The following is a 22,542-nucleotide window of genomic DNA, read 5'->3' as shown; positions in this document are numbered from 1 at the left end:
CCTACGAAAGTGAAAGGCAACAGAATTTTTAAAAAATGTACCGGAGACCAAATTGAACCTGGCGGGGAGGGGCGGCATTGCGGCGAACTAATAGGCCACTGCTCGCGGGCCCAACCTGAATCTGGTTGCTTTGCGTAGCATTATTGCTGTAGCCGCTCAGGTTTTCGGCATTGAACAAATTAAATACATCCGCCCGTATTTCCAATCCTTTTTTGCTCGTGGTTCTAAAAGGTACAAAATACTGCACGCTGGCATCAAAAGTATTGGACCACGGCAGCCGGTCAGAATTACGTTTTTCGTCCGGGTACCGGTCGGAGTTACCCACGTAAGCATCCCCAAAAGCGGATCCATCCCCGTTTAAATCATTCGTAAAAATGTAGTTTCCGCCCGCATTCAGCAGAATATTGCCGCGGCTATCTATTACTTTATATTGGGAAGCATCCGGAATCCGGTTGATGGGCTGGCCGCTTTGCAGTAAAGCCGCCAATGTTAACGTTAAGTTGGAAACCGGATAGTAATTGTAAATGCCATTGATCACATGGCGCCGGTCGTTGATACTCGGTCCCCATTCGGCCTGGAAGTTGTTAGCATCCATGGCCCGGAAATTAATATCTTCGGTATTGTTCTCCAGGTAAGATAAAGTGTAAATCAAACGGTAAGAAAACTTATCATCTGCTTTATCTTTCTGCAAATTAAAACTGGCGGCGTAGTAGTTACTTTTACCTTCGGACTCCGTCATGACCAAACTGCGCGCGACCCCATCCAACCGGTTCCCGTTAATTACCGCATAGTTCCCGTAGATGGGTAGGGTCCGGGTAGAATCGGCCCAGGCACTGCTGCGGGCAATACCGCTTTGCTGGCTGCGGTTGTAGTCCCAGGCGGCCGGCGCGTTTAGATTAACGGTGCGGAACAAATTACGGCCTTGATTATATACTAAATCCACGTAGAAGAGCTTGCTAGGTGCTACCTGCAACTGGTAACCCAAAGAAAATTGCCGGGTAAAAGGATTATCATAACCATTCGGGTTTAAGATTCGTCGTTCGTTGCTAAACAGATTCCGTTGATCGGAAAAATTTTCGGCCGGCGGACCTTGCAGGTAAGCAAAAGGTAAACCAGCATTATTGCTTTGCCCAACCGATAGATTGCCGTTAAAAGTAACCCGGTCTACGTCGGTATCGGTCGGTAAAATTCCTTGTGCCACGTAGTAGGCAATTTGTTGTTTGAAATCGGGGGAATTGTTGTTCTGCTGCAAGGCATCACTGTAAACGGTGTACAAAATTTTGTCGTAGAACAAGCCAAAGCCGCCCCGGATAGTGCTGTTGGGTGTAAGCTGGTAATTAAAACTTACGCGGGGAGCCAGGTTATTAAAGTCTCCTTTGGCATTGCCGCCCCGAGAAAGATTATCGTAGTCGTATCGAAGGCCCAAGTTCAAATTCAACCGCTCGGTTGCCTGCACCTGGTCTTCCAGGTAAGCGCTAAAAATATTCTGGCGTTTGCCAAAATACGTGGGGCGTAACTCAACGGAGTAGTTTGTTACCAAAGCATCCGTAGGTATATCGGTCACGCTTAAGGCAGATCCCCGGTTGGCTGCTCGTAGGTTATCTAATTGCGCTTGGGTGAGCTGTACCCGGTAGCTACCGTTGGGGTTACCCCCGCCAAAAAGCGCATGATCCGTACTCAATATTTCGGCTCCGGCTTTAAAGCTATGGCTCCCCACCGACCAGGAAGCTTTTTGCTGGGCTTGTATCGTGTGTTGAATACTCTCAAAAGCATAACCTGGGTGTCCCAGCACGGCCACGGTTTCGCCGGTTGGTCCGGCTACGGTTACATCCGGGCTGCTGGGATTATCCGGGGCAGCGTAATCCCAGCGAAAACGCGCGTACTGTACATTGGTCGTTAAGGTAAGATTTCCGGAAGTATACACATTGGTACTAGCCAGATTCAGGGAATTACGCACCTGGTCGCTGGCGGAGGAAGGGAAATTTAAACCGCCGGTTAAACCACCGGCCTGGCGACCAATGCCCACAATGCCCGTGTTGGCACGGAGGGTGGAGTGAAATCGGTCACTCCAATAATGATCTAACTTGCCCGAAAGATAATTGAAGTAGTTCTTACCCCGGATGGTTTCATTCACGCCCAGAGCCGGGCTGCTCAAAATATTATCTTTTAAATCAGTGGTGTGCTCGTAATTGAGGTAATAAAAAGTTTTTCCTTTAACGATGGCGCCCCCCACACCAAAGCCCCCTTGGTACCGCTGAAAACCATCTTTTACTTGATTTCCCGAAAGGTCCCGCTGTGCGTAAGGCGAAGAAGCATCCAGAAAACCGGGCCGGGTCAGGAAAAAGGCTTCGCCTTGCAGTTCGTTGCTGCCGGATTTAGACGTTACGTTGATGATGCCGTTACCGGTATTCCCGAACTCTGCCGAGTAGTTGTTAGTAAGTACCGATACGTTTTGCACAAAGCCAATCGGAACACTAAAGCGGGCGCCTCCCAAAAATTGTTCGTTGTTATCGAGGCCATCAATTAAATAATTATTGAATAAAGGATTGGCCCCGTTAATACTCACATTCGGCGCTTCCGGGAAAAAGCCCGTGGCTTGCGTAACATTGGGCAGACGGAACAGCATCCGCGAAAGATCCCGGCCTTCTACGGGCAACTCCCGAATTTCGGAAATGCGCATTTCTGAAGATACCTCGGCATTGTACCGGTTAATCCGGGTGGTATTGTTAGGGTACACCGTAACACCTTCTAAAACCCGTTCTTGCTTCAGGGGGAGTACCAGGGTAACAGTGCGGTTAAAGTTAGAACGCGGACTTACCGGTTCCGATGAAACAGCACTGTAAGTTTCGTTTTCGGCAAAAAGAATAATATAAGTGCCAGCAGTGCTGAGGCCCGAAAAGGTAACAGAACCTTTGCTGTTGGTGCTCCGGGTGGCACTAAAGCTAATAGCTTCACTGGTTATGGTTAAGGGTACGCCCGAAACGGGTTCAAGTTTAGGGTTAAGTACGGTAACTTCAATCGCGCCCTGCGCCCAAGCAGCGGCCATGGGTATAAAATACCCGAACAAGAGTAATAGTTTTCTCACGTTGATAGAATAAATCAGTTGAACAAAGGAATAAAGCCGAAAGCTATATTCCCCTGGGGGGCGCCCGTAAGCCCTGGCAGGTTAGCCGGGCGGCAACAAACAACGGAGTAAAACTTGGCACAAACGCTCTTACTAATTGAAGTAAGGAACGCAAAATTTTAAAAAAACGAACCGTGGTAAAGGTGTTACTTATACCTTGGAGTGCTGCCTGGTCGTCCGCATCGGCCAGGATTGGAGCCAGTAGGGTTACCCGGCATAAGTTGGTTTGCCGGCACAACTCCTGAAAAACCTGAGCGGTATGCCAGGGTATGGTAGCAAAATTAAGTTTAGATAAGGTTGGCTGACGCAGACCAATGAGGTAAACTCCGCCATCCGCTGCTCTGCCAAAAACAAAATCCTGGTGCTGCAATTTAGCGGCTGCTAAGCGTATAAGTCCGGGAGTTAACCCGGGCGAATCGTTGCCTAAACAAATAACTTGTTCGTAACCGGCATTAACTACTTGCTGAACAGCGTGCTGCAGGCGTTCGCCAAAGGTTTCTCCTTTTTGTTTGGCAGAATCTATAACGATTAAGGGCAGCCCGGCCTGCTGAACGAGAAGCTTGGTTCGATTAATAAGCTGCCGGATGATGGCTTTGTTTCGGCGGGTACCCGGGGTAAATTTTTTTGCCCGAGCTTCTTCGGTAGAAGTGCGGGTAAAAAGCAAAACAGCCGTATGCGCCCTGGCAGCTTTCAATTAGAGTTTTTTAAATTTTTATTATATACCCCAAGTTTAACGTTTTGTTTGCAATTAATAATAAACAGAGCAGTTTAGTTAAACTGCAAAAATCATTAAAGATTTATTTAGAAGCTGTTTCGTATTTATAGAAATAGAGTTAACCTTCGCCTTTAGGGGTGTCTCCACCGCCAAAACGGGATAGCTCCACAAAATACTACTCCTAAAAGCTTCTAATTGGTACTTTTAATTGAAGCTGTTTTTGAATTATTAAAATAAAGATCTAAGTTACCCCGGGCACGTTTTTTCACCGGTAAACCAACCGACAAAGAAGGCATGGCAGGTTGGTGAAGACACCAACTTGGGCGATGGCTCAGTTAGCTTTTAAAATGCTAAACAGCTTCTTAAATAGATTTAAAAGATTTCATCTCAGAAAACAATAAAAAAGATATAGTAAAAAACCGGGTAGGGGTAGCATGAGGTCTTTCTTGCTATAATGGTATCTTTTAAACGCAGCTCAAAAAAGAATAGCTTTTAAAGTGAGCTTCCTCCAGGATAATAATTTTTTAAATTTTCCCGATTCTGCTTATTAGTTTAAGTACCTGATTTTAGATTAGATATAAACTTTATTGCTCTCCTGTTTTAGCTCCAAGTAACTTCACAATTGTAATTATTTAATCGCCTAAGAAGATACTAAATGAATGGGTAAACCAAAATACCTGTAAAGTTTTGTTTAACTTGCCTTCAAAACAAAGGAGGCAAATACCAAAAGCCCAATAACTAATTTATCAGTACCTGTTATTTGGGGTTATATTAAAATATGGAAAAATTAATTACTGACATTAATAATATTGTTTGGAGTAACGCTTTAATTCTACTTTGCCTGGGTACCGGCATTTACTTTTCTGTTATCACCCGGTTTTTGCAGGTGCGTTATTTACGCGACATGATTCGTTTGCTTTTTAATAATCAATCCTCGCAGACGGGCGTTAGTTCTTTTCAAGCGTTTTCTATTGCTATTGCCGGCCGGGTGGGCACGGGTAATATCGCCGGCGTGGCCACTGCCATAGCCATGGGCGGACCCGGAGCTATTTTTTGGATGTGGGTAATTGCTTTTTTAGGCAGCGCCTCCGCTTTCATTGAAGCTACCCTGGGCCAGATTTATAAAGAGGTAAAGGATGGACAGTACCGGGGTGGGCCGGCCTTTTATATCGAAAAAGGTTTGGGCATGAAGTGGTACGCGGTGGTATTTGCTTTGGCCACCATCGTCAGCATGGTTTTCTTGTTACCTGGGGTGCAAAGCAACAGCATTGCCCTGGGCATAAGAAATGCTTTTGCGGTTCCTCCGGCTATTACAGGCGGGGCAATAACGCTGGTTCTGGCCCTGATTATTTTTGGCGGCATAAAAAGAATTGGCAAAGTAGCCGAATGGATTGTTCCGTTTATGGCGGGCGCTTACATCTTAATGGCTATTATTATCATCGGGATGAACATCACCCAGATACCTGCTGTTTTAAGTTTGATTATACGCTCGGCTTTTGATCTGGAACCGGCTTTTGCCGGAGTATTTGGCATGGCCATCTCGTGGGGAGTAAAAAGAGGAATTTATTCAAATGAAGCCGGCCAGGGAACAGCTCCGCACGCAGCAGCAGCAGCCGAAGTAAGTCACCCGGTGGAACAAGGGCTGGTGCAGGCTTTTTCGGTGTACGTCGATACGTTGTTTGTTTGTACGGCTACGGCTTTTATGATCTTGTTTACGGGGCAATATAACGTACTTAACCCGGCCGGCGGATTCCTGGTGGAGCAAGTGCCTGGCATTCCTATCGGGTCGGAATATACCCAGCAAGCCGTAAATACCCACTTTCCGGCTTTGGGGGGCGGGTTTGTGGCTATTGCGTTGTTATTGTTTGCTTTTACTACCATTATGGCCTATTACTATATTGCCGAAACTAACTTAAGTTACCTAATGGCGAAAGGTACTCCTAAAGTACTATTGGCCTTATTGCGGGCATTTATTTTGGGCGCTACCTTTTATGGTTCAATCAAAACCGCTGAATCGGCTTGGGCCTTAGGCGATATTGGCGTAGGCATTATGGCCTGGCTAAATATTATTGCCATTCTTCTGTTGCAAAAACCAGCCTTACGGGCTCTCAAAGATTACCAAACCCAGAAAAATGCGGGTTTAAATCCGGAGTTTGATTCTAGGCAATTAAAAATTAAAAATGCCGAAGCATGGAAAAAGCCAGAGCAAGAGCCTGTTGTACGGTAGCTGTTATGATTGAATTATAATTTATAAATCCTATTCTGAGTAAAGTTTAGCTCTTCTCAACTTAGGACTATTTTGGGGAAGCTTAAAGTATTTGGCAGTTAACTTGGTCTAGTTGATTTTATATTTAACGTTCCAAGCTTGATAAAGTAAAGGCCCGACTATTTTGTAGCCGGGCCTTTACTTTATCAAGCTTAAAAGATTAGGCGGCCTTAAGTACCGATTCATTGATAAAAACTTCTAAAGGTAAGCCTAAATGCTTGTGGAGTCGGTAGATTTGCGGGATGGTAAAGTATCTCTTCCGGTTTAATATCTCTGATACCCGTGATTTAGGCCCAATAAATGGCTCCAGATCTTTGTTACTCCAGCCTTTTTCTTCTATAATTTGCTTGATGGCATCAATAGGGTCCGGAAGTTCAATGGGGTAATGTACTTTCTCATAAGCATGCACTAAGGTGGTGAGAACTTCTAGCTCATCATCCAACTCGGTACCTGGTTCGGGGTTCATGTCTAGTAGCTTATCCAAGTGCTTTATGGCCTCTTGGTAATCATGCTCAGTTCGTATGGGGGAAATTGCTATCTGATTCATCTTTTTGGTGGCTTTGTGATTTTATAATTAACTTTTTAGACGGTGAGCGCATCTATTTTATCATATTCAGCATGGGTACCAATCCAGCGAATGTACACGGTTTGGTTGCGCACCAACACTACTGTAATAAGGCGGTAACGATTGCCCTTAATGTCAAAGATCACCCGGTTGTTACCGATTATATCTACAGAATTGGCAAACTGCTTCAAGTCATGTAGGCTATCAATCTTAAGCTCTGTAATTCTAGCTATCCATACTTGCAACGGTAATTTAGCGTCCGCATGTTTAAGGTAGAAGTTCTTTATCCGGGAAACGGTAACAATATTCATGTACTTCTAATTTAAATTGAAGTTACATAAGATGTAACGAACTTGCAAGTAAATCGTTACATTTTATGTAACTTTTAGTCAAAGCAATAATTTGTTCTTACTTAACAATAGGGAGGGAAATGCTTGTAAGGAGGTAACAATTTAGCTATCTTTAATATTAGATATGTGGATTCAAAATACACAATTATACTTTACTGGAGTTAGGAAGATAAGCAATAATTGCCGAAGTGCCGTAATTGCCCGGCTGTATGGCAAATGGTAAAGATTAGGCGGAAGCCTTGCACAATGCCTATTTCGTAATTCCCGAATGAATCCAACTGCTCAAGGGCTTAGCCGGCCAATTCTATTACTCACAGGAAAGTTAATGTATGCTTAACCTTCGCGTCTTGAAACTTAAAGTAATTATTGAGAAAAATGAAAATGAGCTTTGGGCTCGTATTGAGGGTATAGGAGATTTTAGTCCTGTTACGGTGGGCAATACCACGGAAGAGGTGCTGGCTAATTTAAAATTATTAATTAACGATTACATTCAGCATGAAGGAGCCGTTGATCCGGCCTGGAACCTGGTAAACGTAAAAGATTTAAAATTTGAATTTAGGTACGATGTGCAGGCCTTTTTTCAGGAATTTAGTTTTTTAAAACAATCTAAAATTGCCGAATTGGCCGGCCTAAATCCTAGTTTAGTGCGGCAATACGCCTCCGGAGTGAAACACCCTTCCGCTAACCAAGCACGGAAGTTAGAAGATGCCATTCATAAATTAGCTCAAACATTGCAATTTGTATCTATTTATGCCGATGGTCCTACTGATTAGTAATTTGCTTTAACATCATTTCATGGAGAATAAAATTAAGATCTATACTCAAATCACACCCGAAGTTCCAATGCTATATCATTATACTTCTCAAATCGGAATTCTGGGTTTAATTAATAATAAGAAGTTATGGTTTACAAATATTTATTACATGAATGATTCGACTGAATATTCATATTCTTTAAAGGTTATTAAAGAAACCTTGCACAGATTATATGGTATTGGCAAAGATCTTTCAATGTTTTTCCCTAATAGATATGCTATAGAGCCTATATTTTCATTTTCACTTTCTGAGAAGGGAGATTCTCTAAGCCAATGGCGAGGATATTGTCCAAATGGCGGATATTCAATTTCATTTTTTGACTTTGATAATCAGGATCAAGTGAATCTGATGATGAAAACTCATAATATGTATATAGGAAAATGTGTGTATAATCCTGGAATAATCGACGAGTTTGTAAAAGAGGTAATTGTTGAATTAAGCCCAGAAAATTTCGTCATAGAAAGGGAAGCTGCTTTACGGCAGGGAAGTTTAGGGAAATGGCTTGGTCAGTGTTATACAAAAATCTTAAGTAACACAATGAAGTATGCCCCTTTAATAAAACATCCATCATTTGAAGAGGAGCAGGAATGGCGAATGGTAGCTAATTATTATGTTAATTCATTGATAATTCCGACCAGAGCAAATATAAGTGAAAATTATACGTTTAAACCCTATCATATTCATATTCCAGCTGAAGATTTAGATTTAAAGTTTAGACCTGGTAAAAATTTCTTAATACCCTATTTGGAGTTTCAAATCTCTAATGATGAAACTCCAATTTTTATATCTGAAATGATTGTTGGACCTACTCCAAATAGTGCTTTAGCTGTATTGGCTTGTAAAGCATTAATTAAAGATAAAAAAGAAAGGGTACTTTCATCAAGTATACCTTATAGGAATTGGTAATCCTAATATATTTCTCCAATTGATTTACCAAAATAACAAATTCTGCACCCACATCTGCCACCCCAAAAAGCAAAAAAGCCCTTAGAAGTGAATCTAAGGGCTTTTTGCGGTCCGGACGGGACTCGAACCCGCGACCTCCGCCGTGACAGGGCGGCATTCTAACCAACTGAACTACCGGACCGTTTTCTTTATCTGAAGCTTTGTTCTTCCGTTAAAGTGATGCAAATGTATAGGGTTAATTTTTATTGTGCAAGAGGTAAGCACAATAAATTTGTAAGTTTTTTAAAAAAAATTCGGTTTGCAAGCTAAATTGCTGGCTTTAAAGGCTTTTACAGATAAATAAAATCAGACTTATTTAAATTCGCGGATTCCTTTAACTTTGTGTAGTAGAACTAATCCCGAATGTATGCTATTAGATTTTGAACAGCCCATTGCAGCACTCGAAGGCAAATTGCAAGAAATGAAAAAACTGGCCGCTGAAAGTCAGGTTGATGTATCAGAGGCTGTAAAGGCGCTGGAGGATAAAATTAAGTCGCTCAAAAAAGAAACGTACGCTAATTTAACCCGTTGGCAACGTGTGCAACTTTCCCGCCACCCCGAACGCCCATACACTTTAGATTACATAGAGGGGATCACCAACCATTTTATTGAACTGCACGGCGACCGGAATGTGTCGGATGATAAGGCCATGGTGGGTGGTTTTGGCGAAGTAGACGGGCACACCATTATGTTTATCGGGCAGCAAAAAGGGCGTAATACCAAACAACGCCAATTACGCAACTTTGGCATGGCCAACCCCGAAGGCTACCGCAAAGCTTTGCGGTTAATGAAAATGGCCGAAAAATTTAATAAACCCATTGTTACCTTTATCGATACCCCGGGCGCTTATCCGGGCCTGGAAGCAGAAGAACGGGGGCAAGGCGAAGCCATTGCCCGCAACCTGAAAGAAATGTTTATGCTGAAGGTGCCGGTAATCTGCATTATTATTGGCGAAGGTGCCTCGGGTGGAGCTTTGGGTATTGCCATCGGCGACCGGGTGCACATGCTCGAAAATACCTGGTATTCCGTAATCTCGCCTGAGTCGTGTTCTTCTATTTTATGGCGTAGCTGGAATTACAAAGAACAAGCTGCCGAAGCATTAAAACTTACCGCCACCGATATGCAAAAAAACGGATTAATCGACGGCATTATAAAAGAGCCTCTGGGTGGGGCGCATACCGAAACCGAAAAAATGATCCGGACCGTGAAGAAGCATATTTTAAAAACCTTAGCCGAACTAAATAACATTCCAACTGAAGAACGCATCATGCAACGGATCGAGAAATTCTCGAGCATGGGAGTTATCCAGCAAGGTTAAATAACCAAGAATAAAAGTAAGTTTTTGGTTTAAGCCCAAGTAATTAAAACAATTTGTTATACGCACGTATCATAAATTAATTTAGGCCGTTTGCAACTTCACGTAATTAACACTGGTTTTTTTAAATTAGACGGTGGCGCCATGTTTGGCGTAGTGCCCAAAAGTATCTGGCAACGCACCAATCCCGCCGACGAAAATAATTTGTGTACCTGGGCCATGCGGTGTTTGTTAATTGAAGATGGCAATCAGCTTATTTTAATTGATACCGGCATCGGAACAAAACAAGATGCCAAATTTTTGTCGCATTATTATTTGCACGGCGAGGCCAGTTTAGAAACATCCCTGCACCAGGCAGGATTTCAGTTTACCGATATAACCGATGTTTTTTTAACGCACCTGCATTTTGATCATTGCGGGGGAGCGGTGCAATACAACCAAAACCGCACGGCCCTGGAACTAACTTTCCCGAAGGCCAGGTATTGGTCCAACCAAGACCATTGGCAGTGGGCCACCCAACCCAATGCCCGGGAAAAAGCAAGTTTTTTAAAAGAAAACATTTTTCCGCTGCAGGAAAGTGGGCATTTGCAACTCATTAACCCGCAGCAAGCCTCGCCTTTTACCCAGTTTGATATTTTATACGTGGATGGGCACACCGATAAAATGATGTTGCCGGTAATTCCATACAAAGGAAAAAAATTGGTTTATGTGGCGGATTTATTACCATCCGTGGGCCACTTGCCTTTACCTTATGTGATGGGTTACGACACCCGGCCATTGATTACTTTACAGGAAAAAGAACAATTTTTAAATGTAGTTGCTGCTGAACCGGAACAATACGTGTTGTTTTTTGAGCATGATTCGGTTCAGGAGTGCTGCACCGTGAAGCAGACAGAAAAAGGAGTGCGCCTGCACGAAGCTTTTTCCTTGGCAGATTTATAAACGATGAAAATAGGCCTTACCTTGTCGGGAGGAGCGGTGCACGGCGTGGCACATTTAGGCGCACTAAAAGCCCTGGAGGAGTTAGCTGTTCCAATTCATGCTATTTCGGGGGTAAGTTCCGGGGCTATTGCGGGCGCTTTTTACGCGGCTGGTTACGCACCCGAAGAAATTTTTTCTATTGTGGCGCAAGTAAAAATCTGGCGCTTGGCTAGGTTGGCGTTCAGTAAACGGGGTTTATTTATTTTGGATAAATTGGCCCAAGAGTTTCAGAAGTATTTAGGTAATCACACGTTTGAAACACTCCGAGTTCCGTTAATTATTGGTACCACCGATTTACGGCAAGGAACCAGTATATACTTTTCGTCGGGTGATTTAATCAGGCCCTTATTAGCTAGTAACACCGTGCCGCTGCTTTGTCCGCCTTACGAGTACCAGGATTATTTACTCGTGGATGGCGGATTAACCAATAACTTACCCATTGAGTGTTTACAGGATATTACGGATTTTACCATTGCGGTGCACGTTAATCCCATGAACCCGCAGGCACCTTTGCGTACTTTTAGGAGTATACTGGAGCGCACTACCCATTTGGCTATTAATAATAACGTGGAACCGCGTTTAAAGCTGTGCGATTTACTCATTGAGCCACCCCGCTTAAAGTATTACAGTTTAACCGATCTTAAAAATGCGCGCCTGATGTTTGACGCCGGTTATGAGCAAACCTTAAAATTTGCCGATAAATTGCTGCAATTAAAAGAATAAAGAAATCTAAGCATCTAGGCATTTACTATTTTTATCAACTACCCGGAGTAAGGCCAAAGGAGGTGCCGATTTTTAAATTTTAAAATTTTACTACAACTTATTTTTACAAAATTATCCTGAAGGGTTCATGCAACAGAGGTTAAATAAAGAGCCTTTGGTTATTTATTAAATTTATTTTTACATGCTGGCTAAATTTATATCACGTATTATTTTTAAAATTTATGGTTGGAAAGTAGTGGGGCGCATACCTAAAGATGTACCTAAGTGCATTATGATTGCGGCACCCCACACCAGCAACTGGGACTTTTTATTTGCGCGCTGCGCTTTTTATATTATGGGGGTAGATGTGCGGTTTACCATAAAAAAAGAAGCGTTAAGCTGGCCTTTATTGGGCGCCTGGATTAAATACATGGGCGCGTTACCCGTAGACCGCAGTAAGAACAACAGCTTGGTGCAGGCCATGGTGGATATTTTTAACCAAAACGAGAAAATGGTGATTATGATTACCCCGGAAGGTACCCGCAAATACCAGCCGCGCTGGCGCCGGGGGTTTTACCACGCTGCGCTGGGAGCAAACGTTCCTATTTGTTTAGGTTACCTGGATTATGCTAAAAAAGAAGCCGGCGTAGGACCTATGTTTTACCCTACCGGCAATATTGAAAAAGACCTGGAAGAAATCCTCGCTTTTTACCGCACCAAAACTGCTAAATTCCCCGAAAACGGCGTTCGTTAGTTTCGTTAGTGGTAATTGCTTAGCTGTTGTTCAGGAGCAAAAAGTAAAAAGGGTAGAATTTTTAAATTTTAAAAATTCTACCCTTTTTACTTTAGATACCTTTACTGCCAAGGCTACATAACGAAATTAAGCCAGTTGTCTTAAATCAACCGGAATAACCCGGGAAACACCCGGTTCCAACATGGTTACGCCGTAAATAATATCCGTAGAAACCATTGTGCGTTTGTTATGAGTTACTACAATAAACTGCGACTCACCCGAAAACTTCTTCACGATGTTGTTAAATTTATCAATGTTGGCATCATCCAAGGGCGCATCTACTTCGTCGAAAATACAGAAAGGCGCCGGCTTTAACAGGTAAATGGCAAACAGTAAAGAAATGGCCGTTAAGGTTTTTTCGCCACCCGATAACTGATTGATGGTTAATGGACGCTTGCCTTTGGGCCGGGCCATAATTTCTATTTTAGACTCCAGCGGATTTGCCGGATCTGCAATTACCAAATCGCAGGTATCGTCTTCCGAAAACAAAGATTGAAACACCCGGACAAAGTTATTCTTAATCATCTCAAACGAATCCAGGTATTTTTGCTTAGCTACGGTATCTATTTCGTTGATGGTTTGCAGCAGCGCTTCTTTCGCCTGAAACAAGTCGGCGCGTTGTTCTTTTATAAAGTTATGCCGCTCGTTAATTTCATCGTAAGCCTGGGCCGCCATGGGGTTTACCGGTCCCAGGTTATCCAGTTTAATTTTAATCTCCGCAATTTGCTTGTTTAACTCGTCGGTGGGCAGCTCAATAGCTTCGTCGGGAGTCTGCATAATTTCTTCTTCCGAAATATTGAACTCGGCTAGCAACCGCTCCCTTACGGCAACCAACTTAATTTTTGTTTCGTTGGCTGCTTGCTGCACGCTCGCTACAATCTCGTCGGCGTTCAAACGTTTGCGCTGCAACTCCCGGATGTTTTTTTCTTTGGCTTCAATTTCGCCGCGTACCGTAAAAAACTCTTTTTCTACTTGGTCTAAACGTTGGGCAATTTGTTGTTTTTGCTCGTTTAGTTCCTCAAGCAAGCCGGTATTTACCTGCACAAATTCTTCCAGGCTGTAAATTTCTTCTTCCGATTGGGCTAGCTCTTCTTCCTGGGCATTGCGGCGGGCCAGGTTGGTATCGTAGGATTTTTGTTTGTAGTTAATTTCCTGCTGAATACTGCCCAGGCGGTTTTTCAGTTGATGAAATTTAATGTTTTCCTGGTTATAGCCGGTCGTAATATTCTGAATTACCTCGTTTTGGCGGGCTAACGAATCGTTAAAAGCCTCCAGCTCGTTCTCGAGCCGTTTTAATTCGGCTTGTTCTTCTTCAACTTGCGGCGCTAATTCGTGGCTTTTATACCGCAGTTCTTCTAGTTGCTGGGTTAGTTCTGCAATTTTGTTTTGGCTGTTATGTTTTAAAAGTTCGTGCTGCTCATGTCTAACCCTTACTGCCACTAACTCTTGCTGCAACGCCGTTATGCTTTTCTCTACTTGCTTAATAACCGCTTGCTGGGTGGCATTCCGGTGGTTTAGTAAAACTTGTTGTTGGGTATTAATTTTAACTTTTAATAACTCAGCCTGTTGGGTAAGTTCTTGCAACTCCGCCGCCAAATTTTCTAAATTTTGCTTCCGGCCAATGCGGTTCCCATCAAATAAACCCACCGATCCACCCGAAATACTTAAGGGTTTTTTAATAATGGATCCATCTTTTAAAATCAAGGTGCGATTATCCTGGCCGTAAAAATCTGGCGCAGGGCCGGTAACAATGTAAACTTCCTGTAAAATATACCGGACCAGGTTGTGGTATTTTTCGGCCACCGAAACTACCTCGTAAGCTGCTTTAAATTTGGTGGTAGAAACGGTAGGCTCGGCTTCTAAATCTTCAATCTCAGATAAAATAATAAAGTTTGCCCGGCCTTTGTTTTGATTATTTAGTAGATGAATGGCTTCCAGGGCATCTTCTACCGTTTCTACCACGAAGAAATTCATGTAGGGTTCCAGGTAGCTTTCAATTACCGCTTTGTATTCCTGCTCGCACACAATCAGGTCGGAGAGGAGTGGGGCTGGCTTTTGCCAGTTTTTAGATTTATATAAAAACTTAATGGCTTCCGGAAAACCTTCTAAGTTTTCGACTAACGACTTGGTAAGCGAGTACTGGTTTTTTTTAGCGTCTATTTGCCGGTTTACGTCCTGAAGTTGCGTGCGCATTTCCTGCATATCTGCTTCGGTTTGCGCAATGGTGGCAGTTAATTCATTTTCCTGCTCTATTAGCAACTCCAGTTCCTGGTTTTTCCGGGCTAAACTTTCTTCTAAATCACTTAATTCGGTCCGGTATCTATCTCCGCTTACCTGGTTATTTTGCTGGGCCTGGCTAATTTGCTCGATTTCGCGATTTAAATTCACGATCTGCATCTGGGTAATTTCAATATCCTTGCGAACTTGAAAAACCAGGTTTTGCTTGGCCCGGTGCTGATTTGTGGTATTTTGCGCGGTATTTTGAATAACCGTTTTATGCTGGTTAGCTTGTTCCAGTTCTTTCCGGAAATAGGTTACCTGCTGTTCTGATTCGCTGTATTCGATTTGCAGGTTTTCGGCTTCCGCGTGTAATTGCGAAATGCTTTCCTGGGTTTGTTCCAGTGTAACAGTATCCAGATTAATTTGCTGGCGCAAGGTGCGCAATCTTTCTTTCAGGTAATTAATCCGTTCTAGTTTTAAGCGCAAGTCATTTTCCAGTTGCCGTATTTGGGCAGTTTGGTTACTTAAATTGCGTTGTTCGCCGGCTAATTGTTCCTGCACTAAATTCAGGATAGTTTTTTGTTCAAACAAAGCCACTTCCAGCTCTTCGGCTTCGCGGGCAATGTTTTGCTTTTGATCCGCTTCTTTTACTAATTCTTTATCTAGCCGGTCCAGCGATTGCAGGTATTGCGAAATGTTCCGGCGGGCGTATTCTAAGCTAAAGCTTTTGTATTCTTCTTTTAACCGGGCATAACGTTCATACAATTTAGCCTGGCGTTCCAGCGATTTTAAATTTTTTCCAATTTCGAAAAGTACATCTTCCACCCGTTCCAGGTCCGCGTCCGTTTCTTCCAGCTTTTTTAAAGTTTGTTTCTTCCGGACTTTAAATTTAGAAATGCCGGCTGCTTCCTCAAACAAAGTTCGGCGGGAGTTATCCTTGTCATTTAGAATCTCGTCCACCATTTTTAATTCTATAATGGCGTAGGAGTCGGAGCCAATACCGGTATCCAGAAATAAGTCGGTAATGTCTTTCAGGCGACAAGTAACATTGTTGAGCAAATACTCGCTATCGCCGTTCCGGAAATACCGGCGGGTAACCGTTACCTGGGAATACTCGGTGGGTAAGATATTTTTGTTATTGTCGAAGGTAAGGGAAACTTCGGCTAGTTGTTGGGGTTTGCGGTTTTTAGAGCCGTTAAAAATAACGTTCTCCATTTTGTCGGAGCGCAGGTTCCGGGTTTTTTGTTCCCCCAAAACCCACCGGATTGCATCTACAATATTAGATTTACCGCAGCCATTCGGGCCAACAATGCCGGTAATTCCTTCGTTAAAATTTATGGATACTTTATCGCCGAAACTCTTAAAACCTTTAATTTCTAATTTAGATACCTGCATTCAATCGTTCGTGGATTCTTCTTCGCTTAACAAAAATACGATTTATTCCTTTTTATTAAAAGAATTGATGAAGGAGCATTTACCGGCCAGGGGAATTTAATTGCGGTTTATTCGAGATCAGATGAAAGGAATAATAAACGGTAAATGGTCCTTGAAAAATGAATAAATTTAAAAATTCAACTAAAATTAATAACTTAAAGCATGGAAGAGTTACAATGGTTGTTCTTTATTTTGCTGGCCGTGATTGTTTTGGTGGTGCGCATGTGGTTGAAGGCTTTTTCTTCGCCTACATCCACTAGCAGCAATCGACCACAAAAACCAAATGCTTACCCGGTACCCGCTCCGCCGGCTACCTCTTACCAGGATATTTTAAAAGAAATGCAAGCGGCCGAGAAACGAGCCAAAAATTTAGAACAGCCGGTAAACCGGGAAAGTAAAAGCCAGGAGGCCCGCAGTCTGGAGAAAACAAATATTCCGGCCCGCTCCCTGGAAAGTTTAGCGGTAGCGCCCAAACAAAAAGTAAATACTTCTTTGGCTAAAGAAATGGCGCGGCCAACTAAAAAAAGCGAGAATACCATAGTGCCGCCAACGGTTAATTACAACAAATTACTGCGCAACCCCCAGAATGTGCGCACCGCTTTTATCTTATCGGAGATTTTAAACCGGCGGGTAGATTTTTAAAATTTTAAAATTGCGTGAGGGCGTACGAAAGTAAATTGGCTCCCATTTGCAGGGCTAGTTGCCGCATTTCTTCGGGGTCGTTGTACACTTCCTGGTCTTCCCAGCCATTGCCTAAATCGCATTCATAGGAATAAAAGCAAACTAAACGGCCCTGGTAAATCAAGCCAAAACCTTGCGGCGCTTTGTTGTCGTGTTCGTGTACTTTGGGTAAACCTTTGGCAAACTCAAATTTCTGGTGATACACCGGGTGGTTAAAAGGTAACTCCACAAATTCCAGTTCCGGAAAAACTTTTTTCATCTCGGTCCGGATAAACTTATCGAGTCCGTAGTTATCATCGATGTGCAGAAAACCGCCACCGGTCAGGTACTTGCGTAAATTCTCGGCTTCGGCCTCCGTAAAAACCACGTTGCCGTGGCCTGTCATGTGCACAAAGGGGTAAGAAAATAACTCCGGGCTGCCCACTTCTACCACCGCTTCTTCCGGCGAAATATTCATCCGTAAATTTTGGTTACAAAACTTAATTAAGTTGCCCAACGAAGTTTTGTTGGCGTACCAATCGCCGCCACCGTTGTATTTTAATTTAGCCACTTTAAAGCTGGCTTGCTGGGCCTGGATGCTCCCGGCTATCACGAATAACATTAAAAGGGAGCAGAAAAATGTTTTCATATAATAATTACGCTTGTGATGCGGCATGTATTTCTTGTAATAAATGAACGGTATGGCAGGCAACCAGGGCGGCAGTTTCGGTACGCAACCGCGAAGTACCTAAAGTAACGGGTTTTACGCCTTGCTGATACGCCATTTCAATTTCCCTGGCCGAAAAATCTCCTTCCGGCCCAATTAATATACACATATTTTCGCTTACAGTTACCTGGGAAAGCGCAATTTGTTGATGCTCTTCCAGGTGGGCAATGTACGTGTTGCCGGGTTTTGTTTGTTTTATAAACGCCGGAAAGGGTTGCAACGCATTTAGTTGCGGTAAATACGCTTTAACCGATTGTTTCATGGCACTTACGGCTATTTTTTGCAGCCGATCCATATTTACCTGCTTCCGTTCGGAATGCTCGCATAATAAAAATGAGATTTCATCTACGCCAATTTCCACGGCTTTCTCAACGAACCACTCCATCCGGTCTAAATTTTTGGTAGGCGCTACGGCTATATGTACTTTAAACGGCTTTTCTCCAAAATGTTGTACCTGATTAATAATTTGTAGAGCACATTTTTTAGGATTAGCATCCGTAATTTCGGCGGTGTAAAAGCCACCCTGTCCGTCTATTAAATTTACTTTGTCGCCTTTATTTAACCGCAAAACCCGGATACTGTGTTTCGATTCGTCTTCGGTTAAAATATAATTATCCTGGTTAATATCGGGCGTGTAGAAGAGGTGCATGAACTATTTTTAAAAAATTTAAAATTTGATAACGGTATTCTGCTTTTTTAAGAATGGCGTTTCAATATAAAAAGGATCCTGTAGTTGCGCCTACACTTTGTATATATAATAAATGTAGCATTTTCTTTTATTAGAAAATTATTAAAGTTGTAGAAATGAGCGGCAGATTGTAGATTTACTTTATTCAAATTTCGTATTTTTTTTAAAATTTTCTAAATCTAGTACATGGAACAAACTACAAAAGCCGCAGGGCACCCTAAAGGTTTATATCTGCTTTTTGCCACAGAAATGTGGGAGCGGTTTAGCTATTACGGCATGCGGGCGGTGCTGGTGCTTTTTCTAACCAAAGCAATGCTGATGGACAAAGCGTTTGCTTCTAAATTTTACGGGGGTTATACCAGTTTAATTTACCTTACGCCTTTAATTGGCGGCTATATTTCCGATAGGTACTGGGGCAACCGTCGGTCTATTTTGGTTGGTGGTATTTTAATGGCGGTAGGCCAGTTTATATTATTCGCGGCCGGTAGTGCGTATGGTACGCCGCTCGGGCAAGGTTTACTTTATTTGGGCCTGGGCAGCATGATTATCGGGAACGGCTTTTTTAAACCCAATATTTCGTCGATGGTGGGTACTTTATATTCGGCTACCGACAAACGGCGCGATGCGGCTTATACTATTTTTTACATGGGCATTAACTTAGGTTCCTTTATTGGTAACACCATTACCAGCTTAATTGGCGATACCGGTCGGCCTGAAGATTTTAGGTGGGCATTTTTAGCTTGCGGCATTGCGATGGTATTGGGTACCGGACTTTTTCAGTGGGGTAAAAACAAATACCTGCATACCCCCGAAGGCGAGCAGGTGGGTAATACGCCCATTAATTCGCCCGGCGTGAAAGGTGTGTTTGCCATTTTACCGGTGATGCTGGCCCTGGCCCTAGGATTTTTGTGGCTGGATTCTACTACTTTACCGGTAATTATGCCTTTGTTAATTTTATCGGCCGTAGGTATTGCGGCGCTGATTTTACTGGATAAATCGTTAACGCACGGCGACCGGCAACGGGTTTACGTTATTTTTACGGTGGCTTTTTTCGTGGTGTTTTTCTGGGCCGCCTTTGAGCAGGCGCCGGCCTCCCTTACTTTTTTCGCCGACGAGCAAATGAACCGTACCATTATGGGTTATACTTTGCCCGCCAGTATTTTTCAAAATTTAAATGCCTTTTTTATTGTTACCTGCGCTCCTTTAATGGCAATGCTCTGGACCGCCCTCGGCAAAAGAGGACAAGAACCACCATCGCCCATGAAGATGGCCATTGGTTTAGCTTTACTTGCATTTGGCTATTTGGTAATGTGTTTCGGAGTAAACGATTTGCAACCGGGCGTTAAAGTAAGTATGTTTTTCTTAGTGGCCTTGTACTTTTTACATTCCATCGGGGAGTTGTGCTTGTCGCCGATTGGCTTGTCGCTGGTAAATAAACTGGCACCTTTAAAATTTAGCTCGTTGTTAATGGCCGTGTGGTTTTTAGCCAACGCCGCCGCTAATTACCTGGCGGGCTTTATGAGCAGTTTATATCCGGAAGCCGGTAAACCTAGTCCTAAACTGCTAGGTTTCGAGATTACAGATTTGTACAGCTTCTTTATGGTATTTGTTTTTGCCGCGGCGATAGCTTCTTTAATCTTATTTTTGGTGAACCGTAAATTGGTAAAAATGATGAATGCACCGGCTTAGTCACAGCTAGCCAAATAAACAAAAAAGCCGGTTGGTATTATTACCACCGGCTTTTTTAGTTAGAATTTTTTACAAATAGATTTTAAATAAATATAATATAGCCAAGATTACTATGGTATATTCACCTGTAAACTGAATTAGCGGATTGGCAAAAGAACTTAGTTTAAGCGCTACTATGTTGGTACATTAAATCAAAAACAATTTCTCAGATTCATGTTTAAATATACTCTTTATCTGGCATATGCTGTTGCCTGTCTTGTATTTACCAGTTGTGATAAAATCGAAAAAATAGTACCCAAAGAAGTTATTGATAAAGGTACCGATAATTTTACTTCCTACGTAATTCCGGAAAACAACCATTTTACGAGCAATAACATTGGCCTGGTTACCTCTAACAAGCTTAAGTTTATTGTTAAATTCGACGAATCGGCGGAGTATACTACCCGCGATAAAGCAAACCAAGCCGATATAAATAAGCTATATGGTTTTTCGGACTGTGGCACCGACCACCAGAGTAACAGTGCGCGTTTTGGCTGGCGTTGGTATAATAACCGGTTAGAGATTTTGGCATACACCTATAAAGATCAGGTGCGGGCCGACAAGTTTATTACAACTGTTGATTTTAATAAAGAGTACGAGTATGAATTAGAAGCGCAGGACAGCAAATACATATTTAAACTGGATGGAAAAACCGTAGAAATGGAACGTGGTTGCAACGGTAATACCAGTAAATATAAGTTGTTCCCTTATTTTGGAGGCGATGAAACGGCGCCTCATGCCATAACTATTCAGATTAAGGATTTACCCTAAATAAAAGTGGAACAGATAAAATTTAAAAAATAATGCCAATAAAAAAGCCCCTGAAAACTCAGGGGCTTTTTGTTTATATAATGGGAGTGGATTACATCATGCCGCCCATGCCGCCCATGCCACCTGGCATACCAGCACCAGCACCAGCTTTTTCTTCTTCTGGCTCGTCAGAGATTACGCAGTCAGTAGTTAATAACAGACCGGCAATAGAAGCTGCGTTTTCTAAAGCTAAACGGGTAACTTTAGTTGGGTCGATGATACCAGCCGCGAATAAGTTTTCAAATTTATCTTCGCGAGCATTGTAACCGAAATCATCTTTACCTTCGCGAACTTTCTGAATAATTACAGAACCTTCGCCACCAGCGTTAGAAACGATCGTACGCAACGGAGCTTCCAAAGAAGTGCGGATAATGTTTACCCCAGTTAATTGGTCGTCGTTTTCTACTTGTACGTCTTTTAAAGCTTCAATAGCACGTACCAAGGCAACACCACCACCAGCAACAACACCTTCTTCAACGGCAGCGCGAGTAGCGTGTAAAGCATCATCTACGCGGTCTTTTTTCTCTTTCATTTCTACTTCAGTAGAAGCACCAATGTAAAGAATAGCTACCCCCCCAGATAACTTAGCTAAACGCTCTTGTAATTTTTCGCGGTCGTAGTCAGATGTAGTGGTTTCCATTTGCGCTTTAATTTGCGCAATACGGCCAGTGATATCGGCTTTTTCGCCTTTACCATTAACAATAGTAGTATTGTCTTTGTCGATGATGATTTTTTCGGCTTGGCCTAAGTAATCTAAAGTCGCGTTTTCTAATTTAAAGCCTCTTTCTTCCGAAATTACCTGACCACCAGTTAACACGGCAATGTCTTCCAACATCGCTTTACGGCGATCGCCAAAGCCAGGAGCTTTAACCGCTGCAATTTTTAATGAACCACGCAGCTTGTTCACTACCAAAGTAGCTAAAGCTTCGCCGTCTACATCTTCGGCAATAATAACCAAAGGCTTACCAGTTTGAACTACTTGCTCTAATACGGGCAGTAATTCTTTCATGGTTGATACTTTTTTGTCGTAGATTAAAATGAAAGCATTGTCTAAATCAGCTTCCATTTTCTCTGGGTTGGTTACAAAGTAAGGAGAAAGGTAACCGCGGTCGAACTGCATACCTTCTACCGTTTTTACTTCGGTTTCAGTACCTTTTGCTTCTTCTACGGTAATAACGCCGTCTTTACCAACTTTGTCCATCGCATCGGCAATCATTTTACCAATTTCGGAATCGTTATTAGCCGAAATGGTACCTACTTGCGCGATTTCGCTCGAATTTTCGATTTTTTTAGACTGTGTTCTCAGGTTTTCAACAACAGCGGTAACTGCTCTTTCAATACCTCTTTTTAAGTCCATAGGGTTAGCACCAGCTGCCACGTTTTTAGAACCGGCCGTGTAAATAGCCTGTGCTAATACGGTAGCCGTAGTAGTACCGTCACCAGCTTGGTCAGCAGTTTTAGAAGCTACTTCTTTTACCAGCTGAGCGCCCATGTTTTCAATAGCATCTTTCAGCTCAATTTCTTTTGCTACAGTTACCCCATCCTTGGTAATGGCGGGTGCACCAAACTTTTTGTCAATTACTACGTTCCGGCCTTTTGGTCCGAGAGTAACTTTAACAGCGTTGGCCAGTTTATCTACACCAACTTTAATTTTATTACGGGCATCGGTATCAAACGAAATGTTCTTAGCCATAATTTTAATT

General features: G+C 42.7%; 18 protein-coding genes and 1 tRNA gene. 10 read left to right on the top strand and 9 right to left on the bottom strand.

All coding sequences use genetic code 11. The annotated features are described in order from the left end of the window. Positions 1 to 28 precede the first annotated feature (28 nt). Together HUW51_RS22020 and HUW51_RS22015 are read right to left on the bottom strand one after the other, a co-directional pair. Positions 29 to 3,085, bottom strand: coding sequence for a TonB-dependent receptor (locus HUW51_RS22020; RefSeq protein WP_228466827.1), 3,057 nt, complete (start codon positions 3,083 to 3,085; stop codon positions 29 to 31). A 43-nt stretch (positions 3,086 to 3,128) separates the two neighbouring features. Beyond that, positions 3,129 to 3,818: a TIGR04282 family arsenosugar biosynthesis glycosyltransferase gene (locus HUW51_RS22015; protein WP_185271754.1), complete on the bottom strand. Its 690-nt coding sequence runs from the start codon at positions 3,816 to 3,818 to the stop codon at positions 3,129 to 3,131. A 799-nt stretch (positions 3,819 to 4,617) separates the two neighbouring features. Between HUW51_RS22015 and HUW51_RS22010 the strand changes: the two genes are divergently transcribed. After that, complete coding sequence (locus tag HUW51_RS22010) at positions 4,618 to 6,066, top strand: alanine/glycine:cation symporter family protein (RefSeq protein ID WP_185271753.1); 1,449 nt, start codon at positions 4,618 to 4,620, stop codon at positions 6,064 to 6,066. A gap of 199 nt (positions 6,067 to 6,265) precedes the next feature. Here the strand turns inward: HUW51_RS22010 and HUW51_RS22005 are convergent, their stop codons facing one another. Continuing rightward, positions 6,266 to 6,652 (bottom strand): helix-turn-helix domain-containing protein, encoded by a 387-nt coding sequence (locus tag HUW51_RS22005; RefSeq protein WP_185271752.1) that lies wholly within the window; start codon positions 6,650 to 6,652, stop codon positions 6,266 to 6,268. A 35-nt stretch (positions 6,653 to 6,687) separates the two neighbouring features. After that, positions 6,688 to 6,981 carry a type II toxin-antitoxin system HigB family toxin gene (locus tag HUW51_RS22000; RefSeq protein ID WP_185271751.1) on the bottom strand — a complete coding sequence of 98 codons (294 nt, stop codon included), beginning with the start codon at positions 6,979 to 6,981 and terminating at the stop codon, positions 6,688 to 6,690. 386 nt (positions 6,982 to 7,367) lie between these two features. Between HUW51_RS22000 and HUW51_RS21995 the strand changes: the two genes are divergently transcribed. Next, positions 7,368 to 7,793, top strand: a complete 426-nt coding sequence (locus tag HUW51_RS21995) for a helix-turn-helix domain-containing protein (protein ID WP_185271750.1) — start codon at positions 7,368 to 7,370, stop codon at positions 7,791 to 7,793. 22 nt (positions 7,794 to 7,815) lie between these two features. Next, entirely contained in the window at positions 7,816 to 8,742 is a 927-nt protein-coding gene (locus HUW51_RS21990; RefSeq protein WP_185271749.1) for a DUF2971 domain-containing protein, read from the top strand. A gap of 107 nt (positions 8,743 to 8,849) precedes the next feature. On the opposite strand, the gene HUW51_RS21985 is transcribed toward HUW51_RS21990, so the two are convergent. Further along, positions 8,850 to 8,923: transfer RNA gene (locus tag HUW51_RS21985), tRNA-Asp, on the bottom strand. A 225-nt stretch (positions 8,924 to 9,148) separates the two neighbouring features. On the opposite strand from HUW51_RS21985, the gene HUW51_RS21980 reads away from it, so the two are divergent. From HUW51_RS21980 to HUW51_RS21965, 4 genes are all read left to right on the top strand, one after another. Then, the gene (locus HUW51_RS21980) at positions 9,149 to 10,099 is read left to right on the top strand and encodes an acetyl-CoA carboxylase carboxyltransferase subunit alpha (protein ID WP_185271748.1); all 951 of its coding nucleotides are present in this window, start codon (positions 9,149 to 9,151) and stop codon (positions 10,097 to 10,099) included. 90 nt (positions 10,100 to 10,189) lie between these two features. Further along, the gene (locus HUW51_RS21975; RefSeq protein ID WP_185271747.1) at positions 10,190 to 11,038 is read left to right on the top strand and encodes an MBL fold metallo-hydrolase; all 849 of its coding nucleotides are present in this window, start codon (positions 10,190 to 10,192) and stop codon (positions 11,036 to 11,038) included. A 3-nt stretch (positions 11,039 to 11,041) separates the two neighbouring features. Beyond that, a complete protein-coding gene (locus HUW51_RS21970) occupies positions 11,042 to 11,800 on the top strand; it encodes a patatin-like phospholipase family protein (RefSeq protein WP_185271746.1) in 759 nt (252 codons plus the stop codon). 181 nt (positions 11,801 to 11,981) lie between these two features. Next, a complete protein-coding gene (locus tag HUW51_RS21965; RefSeq protein WP_185271745.1) occupies positions 11,982 to 12,533 on the top strand; it encodes a lysophospholipid acyltransferase family protein in 552 nt (183 codons plus the stop codon). 126 nt (positions 12,534 to 12,659) lie between these two features. On the opposite strand, the gene smc is transcribed toward HUW51_RS21965, so the two are convergent. Next, positions 12,660 to 16,187 carry a chromosome segregation protein SMC gene (gene smc / locus HUW51_RS21960; RefSeq protein ID WP_185271744.1) on the bottom strand — a complete coding sequence of 1,176 codons (3,528 nt, stop codon included), beginning with the start codon at positions 16,185 to 16,187 and terminating at the stop codon, positions 12,660 to 12,662. A gap of 201 nt (positions 16,188 to 16,388) precedes the next feature. Between smc and HUW51_RS21955 the strand changes: the two genes are divergently transcribed. Then, on the top strand, positions 16,389 to 16,868 hold the full coding sequence (locus HUW51_RS21955; protein WP_185271743.1) for a hypothetical protein: 480 nt from the start codon (positions 16,389 to 16,391) through the stop codon (positions 16,866 to 16,868). 4 nt (positions 16,869 to 16,872) lie between these two features. On the opposite strand, the gene HUW51_RS21950 is transcribed toward HUW51_RS21955, so the two are convergent. Together HUW51_RS21950 and HUW51_RS21945 are read right to left on the bottom strand one after the other, a co-directional pair. Further along, the gene (locus tag HUW51_RS21950; RefSeq protein WP_185271742.1) at positions 16,873 to 17,535 is read right to left on the bottom strand and encodes a DUF4159 domain-containing protein; all 663 of its coding nucleotides are present in this window, start codon (positions 17,533 to 17,535) and stop codon (positions 16,873 to 16,875) included. Between the two features lie 7 nt (positions 17,536 to 17,542). After that, a complete protein-coding gene (locus tag HUW51_RS21945; protein ID WP_185271741.1) occupies positions 17,543 to 18,262 on the bottom strand; it encodes a 16S rRNA (uracil(1498)-N(3))-methyltransferase in 720 nt (239 codons plus the stop codon). Between the two features lie 225 nt (positions 18,263 to 18,487). On the opposite strand from HUW51_RS21945, the gene HUW51_RS21940 reads away from it, so the two are divergent. Both HUW51_RS21940 and HUW51_RS21935 read left to right on the top strand, forming a co-directional pair. Further along, positions 18,488 to 19,990, top strand: a complete 1,503-nt coding sequence (locus HUW51_RS21940) for a peptide MFS transporter (protein WP_185271740.1) — start codon at positions 18,488 to 18,490, stop codon at positions 19,988 to 19,990. 213 nt (positions 19,991 to 20,203) lie between these two features. Further along, positions 20,204 to 20,800: a hypothetical protein gene (locus HUW51_RS21935; RefSeq protein ID WP_185271739.1), complete on the top strand. Its 597-nt coding sequence runs from the start codon at positions 20,204 to 20,206 to the stop codon at positions 20,798 to 20,800. 91 nt (positions 20,801 to 20,891) lie between these two features. Here the strand turns inward: HUW51_RS21935 and groL are convergent, their stop codons facing one another. Further along, complete coding sequence (gene groL, locus HUW51_RS21930) at positions 20,892 to 22,532, bottom strand: chaperonin GroEL (RefSeq protein ID WP_185271738.1); 1,641 nt, start codon at positions 22,530 to 22,532, stop codon at positions 20,892 to 20,894. Positions 22,533 to 22,542 lie beyond the last annotated feature (10 nt).

Source organism: Adhaeribacter swui (assembly GCF_014217805.1).
Lineage (GTDB): Bacteria > Bacteroidota > Bacteroidia > Cytophagales > Hymenobacteraceae > Adhaeribacter > Adhaeribacter swui.
This window is presented reverse-complemented; position numbering and strand designations above follow the sequence as displayed.